Below are 22,106 nucleotides of genomic sequence, written 5' to 3' on the forward strand. Positions count from 1 at the left end.
GCTGTTGCCTTAATGCAACAGTGCGACAAAATGTTCCATTATTGAGCATCGCCCCACCCCCAACCGGATAAGAAACATGCGCAGCGAAGAGCAAAAAAACGTTTATTTAGAAGACTATAAGCCGAGCGATTACCTTATTCCGAAAACGGAGATGTGGATCGACTTTGCTCCCGAACGAACACGTATCACGACAGATTTGCACATCGAACGCCGTGCTGGTGCCGCAGAAGACGCGCCACTTGAGCTGGATGGTGAGCACATCGAATTGGTTTCAATTGCCATTGGCGACGAGGTTTTGGGCGCTGGTCAATATGAGTTGAGCGACAAAGGCCTCGTGCTGCTGGCCCCGCCCGAGAGCTTTGTGCTGAGCACAGTTGTGGATGTTGAACCAGAGAAGAATAAAAGCCTTGAAGGGCTTTACCGATCTTCGGGAAACTGGTGCACCCAATGCGAAGCAGAAGGGTTTCGGCGCATCACCTATTTCCTGGATCGCCCCGATGTCATGTCGGTGTTCACCGTAAAGATGGTGGCTGACAAAGATTTGGCACCTGTACTGCTATCCAACGGCAACCCGGTTGATCGCGGTGAGATGAGCAACAATCGGCATTTTGCCGAATGGCACGACCCGCACCCGAAGCCGAGCTATTTGTTTGCGATGGTGGCGGGCAACCTCGATCATATCTCAGAAAAGTTCACCACAAAATCCGGCAAAAAAGTTGATCTCAACATCTATGCCGAACCGGGCAAGGCTGAGCTTTGCACCTATGCCATGGATGCGCTTGTCCGCTCCATGAAATGGGATGAAGACAGGTTTGGCTGTGAATATGATTTGGACGTTTTCAACATTGTTGCCGTGAGCGATTTTAATGCCGGTGCCATGGAAAACAAAGGCCTGAACATTTTCAATGACCGCTTTGTTTTAGCTGATCCTGCCACGGCAACGGACGAAGATTATGCCCTCATCGAGCGCATTATCGCCCATGAATATTTCCACAATTATACCGGCAACAGAGTCACTTGCCGCGACTGGTTCCAATTGTGCTTGAAAGAAGGGCTGACCGTATTCCGCGATCAAGAGTTTTCCTCGGATGAACGTTTCCGGGATGTGGAGCGCATCGATGATGTGAAGGGTTTGCGCCAGTCTCAATTTATCGAAGATAGCGGCCCCCTCGCCCATCCGCCGCGCCCGAGCCAATATGAGCAGATCGATAATTTCTATACGACGACTGTTTATGAAAAAGGCGCCGAAGTGGTGCGCATGTTGATGACCTTGCTGGGCAAGGAAACCTTTCATAAGGGCGTCGATCTATATTTGGACCGTCATGATGGAGATGCGGCCACCATCGAACAGTTTATCAAATGCTTTGAGGATGTGAGCGAGCGCGATCTGAGCCAGTTCCAGAAATGGTATACGCAGGCGGGTCGTCCCGAGGTGACTTATAGCAGCACTTATGATGCGGACGAGAAAGTGCTCACGCTTAACCTCACGCAAAATGTACCTTCCACGCCGGGGGACAGTGAAAAGTCGCCCATGGTGCTGCCTATCAAGTTTGGTTTGGTTTCAAGCAATGGCGAAGACTTATCTTGGGAGCGCGCGGAAGGCGCCGAAGTCCATGACGATTTGATCGTGCTGGATCAAAGCGAAGCGAACATCACGTTTCATGGCGTTTCAAGCGCGCCCGTGTTGTCGCTGTTTAGAGAGTTTTCGGCGCCCGTTTCGGTGCAAACGCGCGCACCGCTTGAGGAAGACTTACATCGCGCGAGATTGGATGGCGATCCGTTCAACCGTTGGGAAAGCCTGCAATCGGCTATCTTGAATATTGTAACGCCATCTATGGCGCAAGATGGGCCAAATCTGGATGAAGACAACCTCGAAAAAGTTGCGTCCGCCCTGAGCCAAACACTGGAAAGCCAGGAGCTTTCTCCATCGTTCAAGGCACTTTGCTTAAAACTGCCGACCTACCAGGATTTTGCCCAACGGCTGAGCAAGAACATCCACCCGGAACGCATTAAGCAAGTGAGACGCCAAGCGGTGCAATTGGTGGCAAACAGCCTACGCGGTCAGCTGGTCACGCTATATTCTGCTGTAAAACTGCCTGAGACGTACAAGCCGGACGCAAAACAATCTGGCTTGCGTGCCCTGCGCAATCAATCGTTGGCACTGCTCGCGGCATTAGAGGACAAGCAGATTTTTGAAATGGTGGAAAGCCATTACCAAGCCGCACAAAACATGACGGATCGACAAGCGGCATTGGCGATCATTTGTGCATACGCACCGGAACGTGCCGAAGAATTGCTCGAGCACTTTAAGGCAAACTATGCAGAGCCGATGACAGTTTATGATAAGTGGCTCGGCCTGAGTGCATCAATTGACGACAACCGCGCAATTGATCGGATCAAGATGTTGATGGAAGACGAACGGTTCTCACTTGAGACCCCCAATAGGGTGCGCTCACTCGTGGGCAGTTTCATTCAAGGCAACCCGACCCAGTTCGCGCGCGAAGATGGCGCGGGCTTCGACCTCGTCGCCGACACGATTTTGAAAATCGACAAGTTCAACCCGCAGGTCGCGGGCCGTTTTGCCGTGGCGTTCAGAATTTGGCGGAATTACGAATCAAATCGCCAAAATGCCGCCCGGAAGGCGCTTGAAAGAATGAAAGATGAGGAAAGCATTTCACCAAACCTATCTGAAATGGTGAACAAAACATTAGCGGGCTAAAATATTTTCCCCGATAAGTGATTCAAAAGACTCACGGTTTTTACAAGGGCAAAATTTGCCTACTCTAAAGGGGTCGACAAGGCCCCTTTTTTTGATTCAAATTGGTTCTATCGAAGGGCAATTTGATGCTCTTTGGGGGCACTTTTTAAAATCTTTGGAGAGTTCAAATGTTGTCGATGGAGACATCCGACGCAGTCGGGACAGGATTCTTTAATAAGCTTTACAAGCGATTGAAAAACCTGAAAAAGAGATCTTCTGCTGCCTTTGGACATCCGCACAAAAACACCAAATCTTTGCTCACTGAAGCTGGCACAAAGAAAGTGATTGCGCCCCCTCCTCACAACGCAATTCGTCCCCCAAAATCTCTCGTCCCAACAACGAGAAAACTCGCGCTGGCATGGTTTATTGCCGTGCTCGGCGCGGTATTTTTTACTAACGGGATGGGCGTTGGCATGCAGTTGTTTGCGGTGGGCACATTGAGCGCCCTCGGCGGCATCGCTCTCTTGCGAATGAGTGCGCAAGATGAGCGGCAGCAACTCGAATATTTAATGCGTATTCACGAAACCAATGAGGATAAAGAGCTGTTGCGGGCGTTGAACAATTTGCCCCACGGCATCGCCTATTGGGATCGCGATGGCAATTTGCTCTGGCACAACCACGCCTACCGCGACATGATGGGCCTTTCAACCGGCACCAAATTGCGTGGCCGCAAGTTCACCAACATCATGTCGATGGCCGCAAATCCCAATCGATTTGAAACTGTTTGCGACATGGAAGACCATCGCATTGCCACAGCGGCCTGTCTGGATGGCCGGCATATTCGCATCGAAGATATTGCCCAAGCCAAGCGAAATTTTGTGACCATCATCACCGACATTTCCGAAGAAGTGCGGGCAAAGCACGACAATAATTCATTGGAAAAAGAACGGCAGAAACTGATCCGTCAGTGCACTGCGGACAAATTGGCTGCAGAAGCCGCCAGCCGCTCCAAAACATCTTTCTTGGCCCATCTAAGCCACGACATGCGCACCCCCCTCAACCACATCATCGGATTTGCTGACCTTGTGCAGCATGAACCATTCGGACCGCTTGGCGACAAGCGCTATATTGGTTATCTCGGCGACATCAAGAGATCCGGCGAAGCATTGCTGGACTCATTTGCCGCCATTCTGCAGCTTTCCGAGCTTGAATCCGGCCAAACCGCACAAAACGAAGAACCACTGGCTGTTGATGATTTGTTGAAGTCACAAACCGCAAAATATAAAGCCCGCGCCGACCGTATCGGTGTTGAGTTTGTTGATTTCGCCAGTGCCAATGGCAGTGTGTTTGCGGACAAGAACCTTATGGGCCGCATGCTGGGCAATATTTTAGACAATGCAGTAAAGTTTACGCCCAAAGGCGGCAAGATCGCCGTCAATTCATGGGATGGGGCAGATGGCATCATCATCGAAGTGACCGATACAGGGATCGGCATTCCCCACGAACGCATGGCTTTGCTCAACCAACCATTTGTTCTGGGTGAAGCGGCCTTCGCGAAAGAACAGAATTCACTTGGCTTAGGCATCTCCACTGCTCGCGCCATCGCCGAACTAAGTGGCGGACGCATCCATATCGACAGCGCGGTGGGCATCGGCACCACCGTGTTGATCAGCCTGCCAAAATATGAAGTCGTTGCTGAAACTGCACTTGATCACGTGGCCTAAGGGCTAAGCCACAAACTGTTCCATCAATTGACGCACGCGCTGTTGCTTTGCCTTTAAATCTGTTTCCAATGCCTCTAGTGAGGGGAAATGGGTTACACGGATCAAAAGCTCTCTAAAACCTTCACTCCACGTGTCCACTTTCAATGGATCATTGAGACATGCGCTCATCAATTGCAGGACCGCACTATATTCGGCGTGAATCTCTTTAAGCTCCACCGCTTCAGGCAAGAGTTCTGTTTCCGAAAGCCGCTCAAATACGCGCGCTGGAGGCGCTTGTGGCACGTCTAGCTGATCACCATAAGCCAGTTGCGCGAATTGGGCGATAAACTCCAAATCAATTACCCCGCCAATGGCCAGTTTAAGATCCCAAGTGGACTTGGCCTGACGGTCCTTTTCAATGCGGCCGCGCATATCCCACACATCTTTAACCAGCTGATCTTTGTCGCGTGGGGCATTGAGTGCGTCTGATATCACTGTGTGTATTCGATCTCCCAGATCGCCGTCGGCAAAAACCACACGAGCGCGGGACAGTGCCATGTGCTCCCACGTCCACGCCTGTTCATGTTGATAGCGATCAAAGCCAGCAAAGCTGGTGGCCAATGGTCCGGCATTGCCGGATGGACGCAGGCGCATATCCGTTTCATAAAGCACGCCCTCAGCTGTCGGCGCCGAAAGCGCGGCGACAAGACGCTGGGTCAGACGGGTGAAATAGTGGGGCGTTTCCAACGGACGCTGACCTTCAGACCCTTCGGTTCCTTTTGGCGCGTCATAGAGCAAAATGAAGTCAAGATCAGACGTCGCGGACATTTCAGCACTTGCCAATTTGCCGAAGGCCAGCAGCGCCACCTGCGCACCGGGCACTTTGCCGTGCTTATACTCAAACTCCTTGCGCACGCCCTCAAACAGCCATTCCATCAGGTTTTGCGCCAGCGCGGAGAATTGTTCGGTGGCTTGTTCCGGCGTCACCGTACCCGCTATAAGCCCGGCACTGGTCAGGAAGATCTGCTCCTGGCCAAAAATGCGTGAGCGATCGATCAGGTCTTCATAATTGCGGGCCTCACCCAAAAAGTCATTGGCCTTTTGGGTCAATGCAGCAACGGTGGGGATTTCGTCATAAAAGGCAGGATCAATCAGCCCATCGACAATATGCACGCGCCGCAAGATTGCGTCGGTCATGCGCGGCGCCGATGCCATAAAATCGACCAGCAAATGGCGCAAACGTTCATTGTTGCGCAATAGCGCAAAAAGCTGCACGCCAGCGGGCAATTTGGATAAGAAAATATCAAATCGATTTAGCGCCTCATCGGCATTGCGCGCATTGGACAATGACTGCAAAAGATGCGGCACCAGCGCCGTCAGGTTCTGTCGCGCCTTATCGGCCCGCGTAGCGGCATAGCTGGCATAATGCCACTTTTTGATCGTGGTGATGGCGCTGCTGGGGTCACGAAACCCCATGTCCGACAGGGCCTGCCACGTGTCTGGATCGTCGTCGCTGCCGGTGAAAACCAGCTTTTGCACCAATTGCTCGTCGCCATCATCGGAGAACAACTCACCATAATGACCAACCACCCGCACCAGACAATCTTGGTAGGCGGATTTAAACGCCGCCACATCCTCGAAATTCATCAAAGAGGCAATCGGGGCAATGGCTTGATCATTCTCTCCCAATTGGTGGGTTTGCTCATCACGCAGCATTTGCACCCGATTTTCAACCGCGCGCAAAAACCAATAGTTTTCCTCCAACTCATCCGCGATGGTCTTCGATATCCAATTGCAGCTCGCCAACGCCTCAAGCGTGTCGCCAGTTGATCTGGTCCGCAATCCGGGTTCGCGACCGCCTGCGATAAGCTGTTGGGTTTGGGCGAAGAACTCAATCTCGCGAATACCGCCAAAGCCGAGCTTGACGTTGTGGCCATATACCTCGCGACCAACAATGTTTTTGGCGACATTGATTTGGCGCTTGATGGCCCGAATGTCGTCAATTGTCGCGTAATCGAGATGTTTGCGCCAGATAAAGGGGGTGAGTTCTGCCAAAAAGGCGTCACCTGCCTCAAGATCACCCGCGCATGGTCGCGCCTTGATCCATGCTGCACGCTCCCAGTTTTGCCCCCGGCTTTCATAATAGGTCATCGCGGCGCGGGTGGAAATAATCGCTGGCGTTGAACCGGGATCGGGCCGCAGGCGAAGGTCCGTGCGGAACACATAGCCATGCTCGTCACGATCCTGCATCAACGCCACCAGTTGCCGCACTATTTTCTCATAGATGCGCCCATGCCGCGGATCTTCAATGATTGGTGAGCGATCGGGGTCGAAGAAAATAACAATATCAATATCGGAAGAATAATTTAGCTCAAGGCCACCGTGCTTGCCCAAAGCGAAAATACAAATGCCAAGTTGGCTGGAGGGGCGCTTGTCTTCACTGAGTTCAAACTTGCCCTGCTCCGCCAAATCGCGGGCCAGAAAATCTAGGATCGCATCTAAAGCACGATCAGCGAACAAAGCGAGCGCACTGGTCGTGGTCGATGTGCGTGTGGCCTGCCCGATTTCAGCGAGTGCAGCAATCAGCGCCAGCCGGCGCTTGTTCTGCCGCAATGCGCGGGAAAGTTCGTCTTCATCAAACTTTTGGCCGAGTTGATCGGTGTCGGCAAGCAGTTCCCGGATGGTTTGGTCGAAGGGTTCTGCCAAAGCGGTCACCAGCCACTCGGCTTCCTGATGGGCGCAATCCAGCAAAAATGGAGACGCTGCAAACACTGGCGCCAACAATGCTTTCACATCAGCACTTAGATCGGCACCATGTGCATCTTGCCAGTTGTCGAATTCTTCCGCAGAGCCAACATTGAAGCGAAGGGGTTTCAATTCGGCCATCAGCGGTTTGGACATATATTAGCTTTCCTTTGGCAGGGTGATCAGCACTTTTGTGCCCGGATCATTGTCCTTTATTTCTAGCGTGCCTTTATGCAATCTTGCAACGGCAGAAACCAAAGAAAGCCCTAATCCAGACCCGGTTTCAGATCGACTCGCCTCCAGCCGCACAAACCGCTCCAGCACCCGTTGACGGTCCTTTTCCGGAATGCCTGTGCCGTTGTCGCTCACACAAATTCGGATGTGTTCGGCGTGCTGTTCAAGGCCAATCTCAATCCTTGGCGTGCCTTTCGCTCCTTTGGCGTATTTGATTGCATTTTCAACCAGATTAACGATGGCTTGCCCGATCAGTTCACGGCCGGCTTTAACGTGAGGTACTGTCGCCAGATCGGTGGATAATTCGATTCCGGAATCTTCGGCAACGGGTTGATATAGATCGACAATATCTTCAATGATCTGATCAATCGCCACGGGTTCAAATGAGCCATCCGGCGCCCCTGCTTCGACACGGGCGATCAACAACAGCGCGTTGAATGTGCGGATCAATTGGTCGCTTTCGTCAATGGTCGCTTGGAGCGCCTTGCGCATTTGTTCCGGATCATCATCATGCTGCAACGCCCGCTCGACCTTATTGCGCAAACGCGTGAGTGGCGTTTTCAAATCGTGCGCCACATTGTCCGTCACCTCTTTGAGGCCGGCCATCAAATTTTCAATTCGATCGAGCATCTCATTGAGATTTTTCGACACGCGGTCATATTCATCATTGCGCTTGGTCAGCGGCAATCGCTCGGCCAAATCACCCGTCATGATTTTTTTCGAGGCCGCGGAAATCATATCCAGACGGCGCAAAATATTGCGGGCCAGCAGCGTGCCAAGCAACACCGACAATATGATGATCCAGAGAACGCCCCAACCAAATGCCTCAAAAATAATCGCACTGAACCCGCGACGTTCTTCAATGTCGCGCCCGACCACCAGATAAAAGCCTGAGGGCAATTGAAAGCTTTTGACCAGCGCAAGGCCACGGTCCGGCCGCTCCTCGCGCTTGTCACGCTCGCGGCGCTCATCGTCATTGTCGTTTTGCTCAGCGGACCACGGCTCTTCAACCTCATAGCGGAAACTATGAATGCCCGGCGTCTGCAACACAAAGGTGGGTATTTGATCCACATTGCCTGCCAACTGCTGGCCAGTGGGATCAGCAACGTAATAAATGCCCGGCCCCGGCCGATCCGCCATACGCTGCACGCCACGGATAAGCCCCGGCGTACCTGAGCGCTGATAGGTGCGGTTTAGCTGCCCCAACTCACGGTCGATGGCCCCAATTTGCTGCTGTTGGATAAGAATGCTGGTTTGATAGGCGATATAGCCAAGGATAAACACCGAAAACAACACAAAGAGCAGCACGAAGAAGCCACTTTGCCGAAAGGTCGTTGTTTTCCAGATGCGCCAAATTCTATTCACGGATCATATATCCTGCGCCGCGAATGGTATGGAGCAATTGTTGGGCTTTGCCCTTGTCAATTTTGGTGCGTAGGCGGGACATATGCACATCGATCACGTTGGTTTGTGGATCAAAATGATAGTCCCATACATTTTCGAGCAGCATGGTGCGGGTGACCACTTGGCCCGCATGTTTCATCAAATATTCCAGCAGACGAAATTCACGCGGCTGCAAGGTGATGGCCTCACCCGACCGCTCCACATTGCGGGAGAGACGGTCCAAGGTCAGATCGCCCACCTGATATGTGGTGGCGGCCTCCGCCGGTGATGCGCGACGGGCCAACACCTCGATGCGGGCCAGCAATTCAGAAAATGCGTAAGGCTTTGTCAGATAGTCATCACCACCCGAGCGCAGACCTTGTACACGGTCATCCACCGCACCCAAGGCGGAAAGAATAAGCGCGGGGGTTGTGTTGTTTTCGGCGCGTAGAGATTCGATGATGGACAGGCCATCGCGACGGGGCAACATGCGATCCACAATCAAGACATCATAGTCCATCGATGATGCCATGGCGTAACCGGTTTCCCCGTCAGCGGCGTGGTGCGTCACATGACCCACCTCATCGAGTGCCTGAATCATATAATTCGCAGCGTCACGATCATCTTCAATCAACAAAACCTTCATAGCGCTACGTCCGATACTCGATGAAATATTCTCTGCCGCGCCCATGGGCGCGACAGATGTTGGCTTAAACTTTACTCAATCGCAAGACCGACGAAGCGTGTAACGCCTTCGCGGGCCACTTTGACCAAGATCGTGGAACGTCCTGCTTCTTGCACATTCTCGATCTGAGTCTCAAAATCCGCGATCGTGTTCACTGGCTCGCCATTGGCTTCAAGCACGATGTCGCCCGGGGCGAACCCTTTTTCGACAGCACGGCTTTCTGGGTCAATGTCCACGATCATCAGGCCATCGCCATCATCGTTCGGCATCAATGACAACCCGGTTGAGGTGTCGTGTGGCTCTGATGGCTCAATTTGAGGTGTTTCTTCCTCGTCATTGATCGCCTGTTCATCTTCCAAGCGGGCCAATTCAACGCGCAACTCAATTGACTCACCGTTGCGCCAGATACCGATTTCTACCGTTGTGCCTGGCGAAAACTCGGCGATTGTCCGCGACAAGTCGCGTGCATCGTCCATATCCTCGCCATTCACAGACGTGATGATGTCGCCGGACTCAATACCTGCTTTTTGTGCAGGGCTATCTGGAGCCGGTTCGGTGACCAACGCGCCGCGGGCCTTATCCAAGCCAACACTATCCGCGATATCTTTTGAGACGTTCTGGATGGATACGCCAAGATAACCACGGGTGACATTGCCGTCATCCATCAAATCAAACACCACTTGTTTGACTGTTGAAGCGGGAATGGCAAATGCGATGCCAACATTGCCGCCACTTGGTGAGAAGATAGCGGTGTTCACGCCAACCACTTTACCGGTTGTATCAAATGCCGGACCGCCAGAGTTGCCGCGGTTTACCGCCGCGTCAATTTGAATAAAGTCATCATAGGCATTGGCATTGATGTCACGGCCACGGGCTGAAACGATACCAGCCGTTACTGTGCCGCCAAGGCCAAACGGGTTACCAATGGCCACAACCCAATCACCTACGCGGGCTTCATTGTCGGAAAATTCGACAAATTGCATGTCGCTGGCCGCCTCAATTTTCAGCAAGGCCAAATCCGTGCGCGGGTCGGTGCCAACAATATTGGCGATCATTTCGTCGCCATTGTCCATCACCACCATCACTTCTTCAGCATCTTCAATCACGTGGTTGTTGGTGACCACAAAACCGTCTGCTGAAATCACAAAGCCTGAGCCAACCGCTTGGCCGAACCGCTCGCGTGGGCGATCACGATCACCGCGACGATCTTCAAACTGCTTGAAGAAATCCTCGAACGGGTGCCCTTCGGGCAAATCAGGCATCCGGAAACCTTCACGATTGCCCATAGGGCCACGGGCTTGCTCGATGCGGGTTTTTACCCGGATGGACACAACAGCGGGGCTAACTGTTTCTACCAGGTCTGCAAAACTAAAGGGGGCCACATTCTCAATGGAGATCTGGGCATTGGCTGGCGCTGTCGAAAGCACACCAGTGGCAATCGCGCTGGTTGAAATCAACGCAGCGGCAGCAATTGCTGCAAAACTGTTACGTTTGGTCTTTGATACTGATTGCATCAAAATCCTCCTTATCGGGATTGGAATTGCTATGCCCGCCAATATGGAGAAGTGCGCCTTGCGACATGATTACATGAAGATTAAATTTTTGTAATGTTGCAGGCTAAACTATGGCAAACAATGGCATATTCTTGTCGTATTCTTCGGCACTCGAGGCGGCTAGGGCAAAATGGTTTGCGCCAGCAGCCACAGCGCCAAAATCGTCAGTATCAGCTTAAAGATTTTGCGAAAGATTTGTTCCGACAGACCATCCAACATTTTTGACCCCACAAGTGTGCCCAAAAAGCCCGTGGCGACCATCATGAGAATGAGGGGCAAGTAGGTTGCGAACTGGAAGCCCAAAAGCGTGAACGCGGCCAGTTTCAATATGTTTTGCACGGTCATCAACGCGGCATGGGTGGCGATGATTGCGCGGCGATCTGCCAAGCCTTGCAAAAAGCCGATCACCAACGGGCCGGACACACCTGTGATCATGCCGATAGTGGCGGTCACCGTGCCGGTCAATGCTGTCAGGGGAGTTGAAGTGAGCACCGCTTTTAGCTTCGGGCCCCAAGCGATATAGATGAGGAACAGCCCGATCAGTCCGCGAAACAAGTTTTCGGGCAAAAGATGCGCGATCTGTCCGCCAATGGCGACGCCAAGGGCACTGCCAATGCAAAACCAAATGAAAAATGGCCAGACAATGTGGGGGAAACGGACCATTGCACGGCCGCCATTGCTGCCGAGCTGAACGGCGCCATGCACGGGCACGGCAATCAGCGGATTCATCACCGTCGTCATCAGGGCAATCAGCATCGCGCCGCCGCCAAGGCCAAACGCCGCTGTGGTGGCTGATGTGAAAAAGCTTGCAAAGATCAATAGCAACGAGAAAGACGGTGCTAAATCGGATGGCAGGAGCGCCATGAACATATCCATGGCGCTTTTTATCCCGAAGCGTCTGACATGACAAGATTGGCTAGTCGTCTATGAGCGCCGTGCTGATATGTGATTGCTGTTCCAAAGTCTTGTGCACTGGGCACATATCAGCGATTTCCAGCATCCGTTGGCGCTGTTCGGGCGTGATGTCGCCGACAATTTTGATTTTGCGATCAAAATGGTCAATTCGCTTTTTGCCATCCTCGCAATCTTCACAATCGTTCACATGACGCTTTTCATGGTCGACGTAGGTTTCGATGTGCTCAACGTCGAGCTTTTTGCGATTGGCATAAAGCCGCAAGGTCAAGGTGGTGCACCCGCCCAGCGCGGCCCCGAGCAAATCGTAGGGCGATGGCCCTCGGTCGGTCCCGCCAACGGATTCGGGTTCGTCAATCTGCAAAGCGTGTCCAGCCGCATTCACATTGAGGTGCAACGGCCCCTCGCCGCTCTCTGCGGCGATGATGTGTCCAGCATCCTCATAGTATTTGTCCGGGCTGGGGAAGTGTCGTGAAGCCCATGCGGAAATCACGCCTGCCAAATAAGCTGCATCTTCGGGTTTGGACAGCAAGTGATCCGCTTGATCGAGCGAGACAAAGCTTTTGGGGTGACGCGCGGCCATGAAAATATCCTGTGCATTTTCAATACCGACCACCGCATCAATTGGGCTGTGACAAATCAGCAAATCAGCGCGCAAATCAGGCAAGCGTTTGGGCAGGTCGAAAGCGTTGACATCGTCCACAAACTGGCGGCGAATGGTGAAGGGGCGCCCGCCGAGCAGAACTTCGGCTTCGCCGTCGCGCGTGATCGCTTCGCGCTTATCGCCCAAAAGATTCAGCACATGATCTGGCGCCGCTGGTGCACCGATGGTGGCCACCGCCTTGATGTTGGACATGTCCAGAGCTGCCATCAACGCTGCTGTGCCGCCTAAGGAATGACCGATCAGCATTTGCGGGGGCTGGTGATGTTCGGACAACCAGGCGCACGCGGCCTGCAAATCTTCAAGATTGGTGGAAAAGTTGGAGTTCGAGAACTCACCGTCAGAATGGCCGAGACCTGTAAAATCAATGCGCAAGACCGCAATGCCCGCATTTTTCAAAGCATTTGCGATGTGGCGACTGGCGGCAAAATCCTTGGAGCACGAAAAGCAATGAGCAAAGACCGCGTAGGCACGAATTGTCGATTTCGGCACATCCAGCGCGGCGGCAATTTTAATGCCACGACTGTTTTCAAATTCAATCCGCTGACTGGCGGCTGGTTTGATCTTTGTTGGCACTATCTGTCTCGCTTTCTGTTAGTTCAGCCAAAACCTGCTCTTCTTCAGGCGTCATGGCTGCAGCATTTGACACTTTGCGTTGCCGCATTGAAACAACAAACAAGATCACAAGGCCAATCACAAATATAAGAGGTGCCGCAATCCACAAGACTAAATTGTGGCCCGAAAAGGTCGGTTTGAGCAGCACAAACTCGCCATAGCGCGCGACCACATAATCGACGACCTCGTCATTGCTGTCGCCCGCGACTAAACGCTCCCGCACGACAATGCGCAGATCGCGAGCCAAGTCGGCATCGCTATCGTCAATCGATTGGTTTTGACACACCAAGCACCGCAACCCTTCAGAGATGTCACGGGCACGTTCCTCAAGGACCGGGTCGTCCAACACTTCATCGGGTTGCACCGCGAAGCTTTGCGGCACAAAGCTCACAATTAGAATCAAGATCATCAGAAACCGATTCATTTTGCAGCTCCAACCGATTGTTTTTGAACAAGATTCGGTGCGGCAATGCGGTATTTTCTGTCCGTCAGCGAATAAGTGCCAGCCGCGGCCATGACCAGACAGCCCAGCCAAATCAGCAGAATCCATGGCTTGGTCCATATCCTCACAACGCGGCCATTTTCGCCCACACGGTCACCAATAGAAATATAGACCTGCGATAGACCAAAGGTCTTAATCCCTGCCTCGGTTGTCGGCATTTGCCGTGCTGGATAGGTGCGCTTCTCGGATGAGACCATGTCTTCGCGTTTGCCAAGAGGTGCGACAGCGAAGGTTACGGTCTCAGAGGTAAAGTTTGGTCCAGCCAGATCCACTTCCTCTACAAACCGAACTGAATAGCCATAGGTTTCGATTTGCTCGCCCGGCTGCATCGTTGTGATGGTTTCCGTTTCATAGGCTGATACGAAAACCACGCCCAAGACTGTGAGGCCCATGCCGATATGCGCGAAGCTTGTCGACCATGCATTTTTGGGCAAACCAGCAAGGCGGCGCAACGAGACGGAAGGTGCGACCTTGAAGAGTTTCGCCCGCTCGGCCAAATCGGCAAGCGAGCCGATGATCACCCAAAATCCGAGCAGCATGCCCAACGGCGTGAGGCTAAAGCCATCCCACAAATAGGCGGCAAGGATAATCGTCAACACAAAGCTCAACACGATGGCCCCAAACAGCCGCTTACTCGCCTGCGCAATGCTGGCACGCTTCCAGGGCAAAAATGGCCCGAATGGCAGCACCAACAAGAGCGGCACCATCAATGCGCCAAAGGTTAGATCAAAGAACGGCGCGCCAACGGAGATTTTAATGCCGGTGAAGGCGTCCAGCGCCAATGGATAAAGTGTGCCCACCAACACCGCTATGGTCGCGGTAGCAAGGAACAAATTGTTGAACACGAGCGCGGCTTCACGCGAAATCGGGGCGAACAATCCGCCTGCTTTTAGCGCGGGAGCACGCCACGCGAACAGGATAAAGGCGCCGCAGATGAAGAAGGTCAACATGCCCAAGATCACCAAACCACGCGACGGGTCGGTGGCAAATGAATGCACAGAGGTGAGAATGCCCGACCGCACCAAGAATGTGCCCAAAAGGCTCAGGGAGAAGGTGATGATGGCCAGCAGAACGGTCCAAATTTTAAGTGCGCCGCGCTTTTCCATCACCAAAGCAGAATGCAATAATGCTGTCCCGGTCAGCCAGGGCATAAAGGAAGCGTTTTCCACGGGGTCCCAGAACCACCAGCCGCCCCAGCCGAGTTCGTAATAAGCCCAATAAGAGCCCATGGCGATGCCTAAGGTGAGGAAAATCCAGCTCAGCATTGTCCATGGCCGCACCCAGCGTGCCCATGCAGCGTCAATTTTGCCCGAAATCAATGCCGCAATGGCGAATGAAAAGCACACTGAAAAGCCAACATAGCCGAGATAAAGCAAAGGTGGATGGATCGCCAGGCCGATATCTTGCAAGATCGGATTTAGATCGCGCCCCTCAAGAGGCATCTCCGGCAAACGTTCAAATGGGTTGGACGTAAAGATTGTGAACCCGATAAAGGCAAATACCAGAAAGCCCTGGCTGCCCAGAACAAGGTTCAATGTCGCCTTCGGCAAGTTAGATCCACCAACGGCTACAGCTGCGCCAAACAGGGTCAAGATCAAAACCCACAGGAGCATGGAGCCTTCGTGATTGCCCCAGACAGAAGTGAACTTATAGAGCGTAGGTTGCAGCGAGTGCGAATGCTCATAAGCCAATTTTAGTGAGAAATCAGATGTGACAAACGCCACGACGAGGGCGGCAAAGGACAATAAAACCAGCAAAAACTGCAAGCCGCTGGCTTGTTGCACAAAACTATAGCCCCCTTCATTGGGACGTTGCCATGCATAAATGGCCACCCCAACCTGGACAATGGCCAGCGCGAAAGCCAATACAAGCGCAAAATGACCCAGTTCAATGCTCAACATAATATTTATCCCGATGCCTGATCTGTGTGGCCGGGGCATAGCCCCTGCTCTTCAAATTTATCAACCATTTCCTTAGGCACGTAGTTTTCATCGTGCTTGGCCAACACGTTGGTGGCTTCAAACAGCCCCTCATTTGTCATCGCCCCTTCGACGATCACTTCCTGACCTTCCCGGAACAAATCCGGCACGATCCCACTAAAGTGCACAGCAATATCGACCTGACAGTCCGTCACCAGGAAATTATGCGATGTGCCATCTTGCTCCCAGCTATCAGACTTTACAATCCCGCCAAGGCGCACAGCTTGATCCACCGCGATATTTTGCGATTTGATCTCACTCGGAACAACAAAGAAAGAAGCCGTGCCGCGCATGGCAATGGCAATAAAAACGACCGCCGTCAGCACAACTGCTGACAATCCACCAATGATGGCCAAACGCTTTTGCTTACGTGTCACTCGCTTTGATCCTTTTCGATTTGTTCTACGTCCTGCGCTATCGCTTGTTCTAAAGCGGCCGTGCTAGATTGATTGTTTTCAAATGCTGCGCGTGCCCGCGCGATATCTTGTTCGGCCACATCAAGTTGCCCCAATACAACTCGTGACCGGATCAGGCGCGCCCATTCGTCGACAGTCCCGCCGTCTTCATAGAGCCTCTCCGCCAGGCCTTTGACCATTTGGGCAATCATCTCATTGCGGTCAGCTTCATCCATTTCAGCAGCTGCAGCAACATCATCTTGCGATGGACCGATCTCGCCCAGCCCTGCGCGTGCGGCGGCAAGCCCATTTTGCGCCGAGCTAATCCAAGGCTCATCACCTTCGGCCAACTCCAAAATATCCAACCATCTTTTCTTGGCCAGCTCAAACTCGTCATTGTTTAGCGCAATATTTGCCAGATAAAAACGGGAGCGCACGTGACGTGGATCAAGATTGGTCGCTTTCTCCAGCAACTCGAGCGCTTCGGGTGTGGGGCTCCCGTCGGCCTTCATCAGATGTGCTTCGGCCAAATCCGTGATGTTTTCCGCATTTTCGCCCTCAATCCGCACAATATTTTCAAACGCAATAATGGCTTTATCGATGGCGCCTTGACGCACATATACAGGCACCAGCACGCGCCAGCCGCGAATATCATCCGGTGTCGCTTGCAATTGCGTTTCAATTTTGGCAACGGCGTCGTCCACATCCAAGTTTTCAATGGCTGCCAAGCGGGTGGCAAGGGGCTGATTCTTCAGCGCTGGCATGCCTAAATAATAATAGGTGCCCAAACCAATGGCCATAAATGCCACAAGCGCGACAAGCGTATAAGCCAAGGACCACTGCCCCTGGGCATTCTTATTTTGCGCTTGCTTTTGTGACGCCAATGCTTCGCGTGCAAGCTCTGCACGTGCAACCCGGAATTGCTCGTCATCCAAAAGCCCAGATTCCTTGTCTGTCTCCAAGGCCTTCAATTGGCTTTTATAGAATGCGGCGTCTGCGTTTTGTGTGGAGTGATCTTCATCATTGTCGGCAGCATGCTTTTGGCCGCGCGACCGTGAAGATATCAACAAAACCAGCGCCACAACGGACGCGAGCAGGATTGCAGTTAACCAGAACGAATTCAATTTGGACAACCTTTATGCATGTAATTGCAGCCTGATGGTCTACTTACCTCAAAAAGTGGAAAATCTTAAGCAAATATGATCAGGCGGATTGACGCATCGCGCCGGACGTGGTGCAACTCAAGGGCGTGGGGTGGAACACAATTAGTTGATATGGCAGACAAATACGATTTGGTCATCTTTGGGAGTACGGCAACAGCCCGGGTTTTGGCCTTTTGCCTTGCACAATCGCATGATCTACGTGTTTTGCTGGTTTTTGACCGTGATCAAGCCTATCGGCTCGCGCCTTCCCCTCAACTTTCTGCGGGATATTGCACCTCTCCGCTCTTCTTTAGGCATGTGCGCGAAGGCGCTCTTGCGGCCCAACGTTTGGTGTCACCGCTAAATGACGACAAACTGGTGCAGACAAAGGCCATTGGCGCATTTGCAAGCAGAAAACAGCATTTGCCTTTGCTCGAATTCGCTGAAGGTGCCGCCATCCATGCAGATGTTGTGTGCGAACGGCGCGTGCATGCGCAAAGCCAAAGCGAACAATTGGTCTTCCCTGAAGCGCAAATATTCGACGGCGCGTTGATCAGCCGCGCCATGGCCGCGTCCAATGAGGAGCATGGCCACTATGGTTCGGTTGAACGCTCGTCATTGAACACTGCTCATATCACGCGAGATGGTCGATTTTCTGGTCGGGCCGACAATCAGGGACTCAAAGCTGAGCGTGTTCTGCTTTTGGATCAGGACATGATCCATGAGGAACTCATGGCGGCGCCCCAAGACACGCCAATTGTGCCCCACATGCAGCAAATCATGCGTTTTCAGCAACACAAGCCATCAAGTCTCGCCGCACAACAAGATGTAAGCACGGGGCTTTGGCAGTTCCAGCAAAGCGATGCTGATCTGTTGTTCAGCGCGCCCGGGCGCGTAGACCAGCTGGCGACGCACCTCTTCAAACATCACCCCGATATTGCAGATCGGCGCGTGCGCCAAATCGATCAGTTGCGCATGTTAAATGCCAAGGATGGGTATCCGATTTTGGACGTGGTGGGCGCACGCAAAGCGCTGTGTTTTCTCGGTGCGCAGCATTTCGAACTTGCCTTGGCAACCGAACTTGCCAAGCATATCGCCCAGCTTCTATCGGGAACCACACAACCAGCAGACCCGTTCTGGCAACACGCGCAGCTTGATCGGCAACGCGGCGGCGATGGCACCCTGCTCCGCGCCGAAATGGATGGCGCTCATGGCTAAGCGCATCCAGAAAATCGGCAAGCAAAAGTTTGCGCACCTTATTGATTTTGATCGCCCGATCGAATTCACATTAAACCAGCGCAAGTTCAGCGCCTTTTTCGGTGACACTCTTTATTCCGCTTTGGTGGCCAACAATATAACTGAGGTTAGTGGCCCCTACGGCGAAAGCTTATCGCTTAACAAATCCATGCCAATCTTTGCGCGCTATCAGGCCAGCTCGTCCAAGCAAGCAAAGATCTTGATAGCTGATTTGGTCTTGCATGACGGCGATGCATTGGAAATCGATGTGGCCCCTCTGGGCTTTTGGGCGCGCATCCTGCGGTTCTTTCGCGGCAAAAAACACCCACCCTTGGCCATCAATTGGAACCAAAACGAACATTTCGATTTGCAACATGCCAACAGCCTGACGCAAAAAACGGTTGTCGTTGGGGGTGGGATAAGCGGCATGAAAGCAGCGATTGAAGCCGCCCAAGCTAATCACGACGTTTTACTGCTCGAAAAAGACCAAATGCTGGGCGGGATCTGCGCATATTATGGCAAGGCGGCAGATGAGACAGATCCCGATGAGCTCCTGAGCACGCTCGTGAACCAGGTGGAGACACAAAGCCGCATTCGCGTTTTTACGGGCAGTAAGGCATTGGATATTCGGGACAAGAGCCTATTGGTCCAACACAGCTTGTTTCACGATAGCGGACAACGCACCGAATTGAGCTGGGTGAATTTCGATCACCTCATCATCGCGACAGGCGGCGATCATCATGGCTTTACACTGGACAATCATCTGCCCCATCGCGTTTTGGACAGCAAGGAAGCGTTTCACGATCTGTGGGCTTATGGCTTGGTCAGGTTTGAGCAAAACCTAATCTACACCCTCGAAAATGGCGCATATCGCCTTGCCATGCACCTCAAAGAGGCAGGTCTAGATGTGGTCAAAGCATTTGATGGGCGGAATAGTCCGAACTCTCGCCATATCGAATTTGCGAAGGCGGTCGGCGTCAAGTTGGGATTTGCGGTACGCCTGCAATCGGCAGCGCCGTTAAGTGACAAGGTGCAAAGCCATTTCAATCCCACCCATTATGATGCACAGCACCAACAATTTCAGATTGAGGCGCAGGCGTTGATGATTGGCTATCCGCCGCAGCCTGATAATAATCTATGGGTGAAAGCTGGCGGCAGTTGTGCAATAGATTCAAGGTCAGATCGTATATTGCCTGACGCAGGGCCCGCACATATCGCAATTGTAGGCACTGCGGCGGGCTACAGCTCACAATATGATTGCCTCACAAGTGTAACCGAAGCCTTATCGCAGCTTGGGCTGCGTGGGCTTTCGCATGGTGCGGCACAAGTTCATAATTCCCAAGTTTATGAAAGCCCTGCGGCCTATCGCCAGGCCCTGCCTCAAATCGCCAGTCGGCGCAACAGCATGTTTTATGACTACCCCGAGGCGACCAATTACTTCTTACGTGCTTTGCCGTTAACAGACCAAACACTGCGGCAATATTTCGCCAATGGCTACTATGAGGATGTGCAGACGCTGCCCGAATTAAGCAGCCAAATACCGGCACATTTTAAAGACATGATTGCCAATGGGCAGCAGGCGGAAATCCGGCCCAAAAATGAAGAACGCTTGCGCGCAGGGCAAATGCTTTTTGTCGCTGGTCAGGAAAAAACGATCGGCGTGATCGGAGTGATCACTCAAATCGATGGTGACAATATTTTGGCCTATTGCAACGGCGACATCGCTACCGAAGGACTGAATATTTCGGTGGAGCGCAGAAACGGGCAAATGTCACCTGCGCACATCAATGCAATTGTTTAGTCTTTTGTGTGGTTGAGCTTGCGTCGCTCGATATTGTCTTTGTTTTTCGCCATGATTTGCGCGTACTCAGCCCCGAACCTGATCGCGCAGAGTTTGATGGCGATATCCACCTTTGCAATCGCAAGGGTATCACCAAATGCCGCGGCTTTTTGATCCACCAATGCCCGCTCTAGCAGCACTTCCAGAAGCTTGCCCAGCTCAGCCCACGTTCTATCGACAACAGTGTTCACGGCGAGCGACTCTTTAGCATTTCGCGCTGCATCCAATAAATACACGCTGTTATAGGCTTGCAAGACCTTATCTGTGGTGAACAATACATGTGCATTCTGTGCCGGCGTGCGCAAAACGTTCGTGACGTTCGGCACCACTTCCGAAAGGCGCTTTTCCAGAATTTTGGCGGCCCTGGCGGTTAATACTTCAATGCAATGGTTCCACTGGCTCGATTTGCCCAAATCCAGATAGGAATGAAGCACCCGCGCAATACGGTGGAAGCGATCAATTGCCAAGCACATCAAATCGATATCACAGAAGAGGCCAGCTTCTTTTTCAATGGTGTCGACCAATTGTTGAAGATTGACGACCATGGCATCGCCATAGGGACCATAACCAGATTTACGCACAGTCTGTTCAGTCTCACCATAACAATGATCGAGCACACCCAGCATAAATTTGCCTGGCCATGCTAGATTGTAGACGAATGCCGTGCACCAAAGCTTCTGGGCCGGGCCTTTAGGAAGGTCGATTGCCTCAACAAGATCGGAATATTCTTCTTCCGTCTCATATTGCTGCGTATGTAACGCGAGTTGTTTGGCCGCCCGCAGCTGATCGAAATACTTTATCGCCGTCAGTATCAGCGGAAATGACTCATAAACCTCATAGCCGCCCAATTGAATCGTCATACGACGTTGCGTTTCGCCGTTCTCTTGCGCCGCTGCATATTGGCGCTCTAGCGGTTCAACAAGATTTTCAAATGCTGCGGCGACCAGACTGTTGATTTGCTTAGGATTTTCAATAGCTTGCGACTTGAGCTGCTCCACAAGACTGGGCGCACCTTCTCGCTCCAACCAAACCCAAAACTTCTCAAGATGTTTTTTTTCGATCGCGGTGGCAGTGATCATCGGGGATGATCGCATCATCACTGGATCGAGCAAGTCAAAGACGGCGCCGAGCACACCATATTTGGCGACCCTATCATTGGATCTATTCTCGCCAAACGCGTTCAACGGGTCTAGCCCTGACCCAACGGGATCAAGGCCCTCTGTTGAAAACTGATACGACGAGGCAAGGGGCATATAAACGCATCTTTACTAATAATACGCCTTAACTATAAGCGGCTTTAGTAAATAAACGCTTTCTGCCAGCTGCTTAGACGGTTTCCACTTTCCATTCGCCATTTGCCACACGGCAGGCTGTGCCGGTGGAAACGTAGCGTTTGCCAGTGATGATGACAGTGTGTGTGAATTCGCGGCAATCACGGCCATTGACTTTGACATAGGGGCCAACAGTCACTTCACCTTTGGCTTCGCTGTCGCCTTGCCAGGTGCGGAACGCACCAACACGTCCGAACTGAAGCGCGTAATATTGTGCGCTGGCTGCTTCGCTGGTCTCTTTTTCGCTCAACAATGCCGCAGCTTCTGGCTTGATAAACGCCAGGATTTGGCCTGAACGAAATTCATCACTGGGCGCAGAACTGACGGTGGGTGTTGTGGTCGTCGCGGCGGAGGCCGTCGCGGAATTATTGCTGGCATAGGTCGTGCGGCTCGTACCGATATCGAGGCGTGCGCAACCTGCAACCAACGCAGTCGCACCCAGTATCACCGCAAATTTTGCGAAATCTCTTGCTTGCTTTTTCATGCCCTCAC

General features: G+C 52.5%; 16 protein-coding genes. 4 read left to right on the forward strand and 12 right to left on the reverse strand.

Features of this window, described 5'->3' with window-relative positions; all coding sequences use genetic code 11:
* Positions 1–76 precede the first annotated feature (76 nt).
* Positions 77–2,719, forward strand: a complete 2,643-nt coding sequence (gene pepN / locus MXMO3_RS12845; RefSeq protein ID WP_117396130.1) for an aminopeptidase N — start codon at positions 77–79, stop codon at positions 2,717–2,719.
* A 452-nt stretch (positions 2,720–3,171) separates the two neighbouring features.
* Positions 3,172–4,422, forward strand: a complete 1,251-nt coding sequence (locus MXMO3_RS12850; RefSeq protein WP_162889260.1) for a sensor histidine kinase — start codon at positions 3,172–3,174, stop codon at positions 4,420–4,422.
* A gap of 3 nt (positions 4,423–4,425) precedes the next feature.
* Here the strand turns inward: MXMO3_RS12850 and MXMO3_RS12855 are convergent, their stop codons facing one another.
* The 10 genes from MXMO3_RS12855 to ccmI form a co-directional block, all read right to left on the reverse strand.
* On the reverse strand, positions 4,426–7,302 hold the full coding sequence (locus MXMO3_RS12855) for a bifunctional [glutamine synthetase] adenylyltransferase/[glutamine synthetase]-adenylyl-L-tyrosine phosphorylase (RefSeq protein ID WP_117396132.1): 2,877 nt from the start codon (positions 7,300–7,302) through the stop codon (positions 4,426–4,428).
* Positions 7,303–7,305: 3 nt separating this feature from the next.
* Positions 7,306–8,745 (reverse strand): sensor histidine kinase, encoded by a 1,440-nt coding sequence (locus MXMO3_RS12860; RefSeq protein ID WP_117396133.1) that lies wholly within the window; start codon positions 8,743–8,745, stop codon positions 7,306–7,308.
* Positions 8,738–9,409, reverse strand: coding sequence for a response regulator transcription factor (locus MXMO3_RS12865; RefSeq protein WP_036221085.1), 672 nt, complete (start codon positions 9,407–9,409; stop codon positions 8,738–8,740). The genes MXMO3_RS12860 and MXMO3_RS12865 overlap by 8 nt, the downstream gene beginning before the upstream one ends.
* Positions 9,410–9,480: 71 nt before the next feature.
* Positions 9,481–10,962: a Do family serine endopeptidase gene (locus MXMO3_RS12870; RefSeq protein ID WP_036220749.1), complete on the reverse strand. Its 1,482-nt coding sequence runs from the start codon at positions 10,960–10,962 to the stop codon at positions 9,481–9,483.
* A 159-nt stretch (positions 10,963–11,121) separates the two neighbouring features.
* Positions 11,122–11,865 carry a sulfite exporter TauE/SafE family protein gene (locus MXMO3_RS12875; RefSeq protein ID WP_162889261.1) on the reverse strand — a complete coding sequence of 248 codons (744 nt, stop codon included), beginning with the start codon at positions 11,863–11,865 and terminating at the stop codon, positions 11,122–11,124.
* Positions 11,866–11,917: 52 nt separating this feature from the next.
* Complete coding sequence (locus MXMO3_RS12880; RefSeq protein WP_245985743.1) at positions 11,918–13,150, reverse strand: bifunctional alpha/beta hydrolase/OsmC family protein; 1,233 nt, start codon at positions 13,148–13,150, stop codon at positions 11,918–11,920.
* The gene (locus MXMO3_RS12885; protein WP_117396135.1) at positions 13,110–13,613 is read right to left on the reverse strand and encodes a cytochrome c-type biogenesis protein; all 504 of its coding nucleotides are present in this window, start codon (positions 13,611–13,613) and stop codon (positions 13,110–13,112) included. Before MXMO3_RS12885 ends, MXMO3_RS12880 begins: the two co-directional genes overlap by 41 nt.
* Positions 13,610–15,589 (reverse strand): heme lyase CcmF/NrfE family subunit, encoded by a 1,980-nt coding sequence (locus tag MXMO3_RS12890; protein ID WP_117396820.1) that lies wholly within the window; start codon positions 15,587–15,589, stop codon positions 13,610–13,612. The genes MXMO3_RS12885 and MXMO3_RS12890 overlap by 4 nt, the downstream gene beginning before the upstream one ends.
* An 8-nt stretch (positions 15,590–15,597) precedes the next feature.
* Complete coding sequence (gene ccmE / locus MXMO3_RS12895) at positions 15,598–16,047, reverse strand: cytochrome c maturation protein CcmE (protein WP_117396136.1); 450 nt, start codon at positions 16,045–16,047, stop codon at positions 15,598–15,600.
* Complete coding sequence (gene ccmI, locus MXMO3_RS12900; protein ID WP_117396137.1) at positions 16,044–17,198, reverse strand: c-type cytochrome biogenesis protein CcmI; 1,155 nt, start codon at positions 17,196–17,198, stop codon at positions 16,044–16,046. The genes ccmE and ccmI overlap by 4 nt, the downstream gene beginning before the upstream one ends.
* Before the next feature lie 141 nt (positions 17,199–17,339).
* Here ccmI and MXMO3_RS18940 point away from each other — a divergent pair, with 141 nt between their 5' ends.
* Entirely contained in the window at positions 17,340–18,425 is a 1,086-nt protein-coding gene (locus MXMO3_RS18940) for a hypothetical protein (RefSeq protein ID WP_162889263.1), read from the forward strand.
* Positions 18,418–20,244, forward strand: coding sequence for an FAD-dependent oxidoreductase (locus tag MXMO3_RS12905; protein WP_162889264.1), 1,827 nt, complete (start codon positions 18,418–18,420; stop codon positions 20,242–20,244). Before MXMO3_RS18940 ends, MXMO3_RS12905 begins: the two co-directional genes overlap by 8 nt.
* Here the strand turns inward: MXMO3_RS12905 and MXMO3_RS12910 are convergent.
* Both MXMO3_RS12910 and MXMO3_RS12915 read right to left on the reverse strand, forming a co-directional pair.
* On the reverse strand, positions 20,241–21,536 hold the full coding sequence (locus MXMO3_RS12910; protein WP_117396139.1) for a hypothetical protein: 1,296 nt from the start codon (positions 21,534–21,536) through the stop codon (positions 20,241–20,243). The two genes, MXMO3_RS12905 and MXMO3_RS12910, sit on opposite strands and share 4 nt — an antisense overlap.
* A gap of 73 nt (positions 21,537–21,609) precedes the next feature.
* Complete coding sequence (locus MXMO3_RS12915; protein ID WP_051213102.1) at positions 21,610–22,098, reverse strand: hypothetical protein; 489 nt, start codon at positions 22,096–22,098, stop codon at positions 21,610–21,612.
* Between the last annotated feature and the right edge of the window lie 8 nt (positions 22,099–22,106).

Source organism: Maritalea myrionectae (assembly GCF_003433515.1).
GTDB classification, from domain to species: Bacteria; Pseudomonadota; Alphaproteobacteria; order Rhizobiales; family Devosiaceae; genus Maritalea; species Maritalea myrionectae.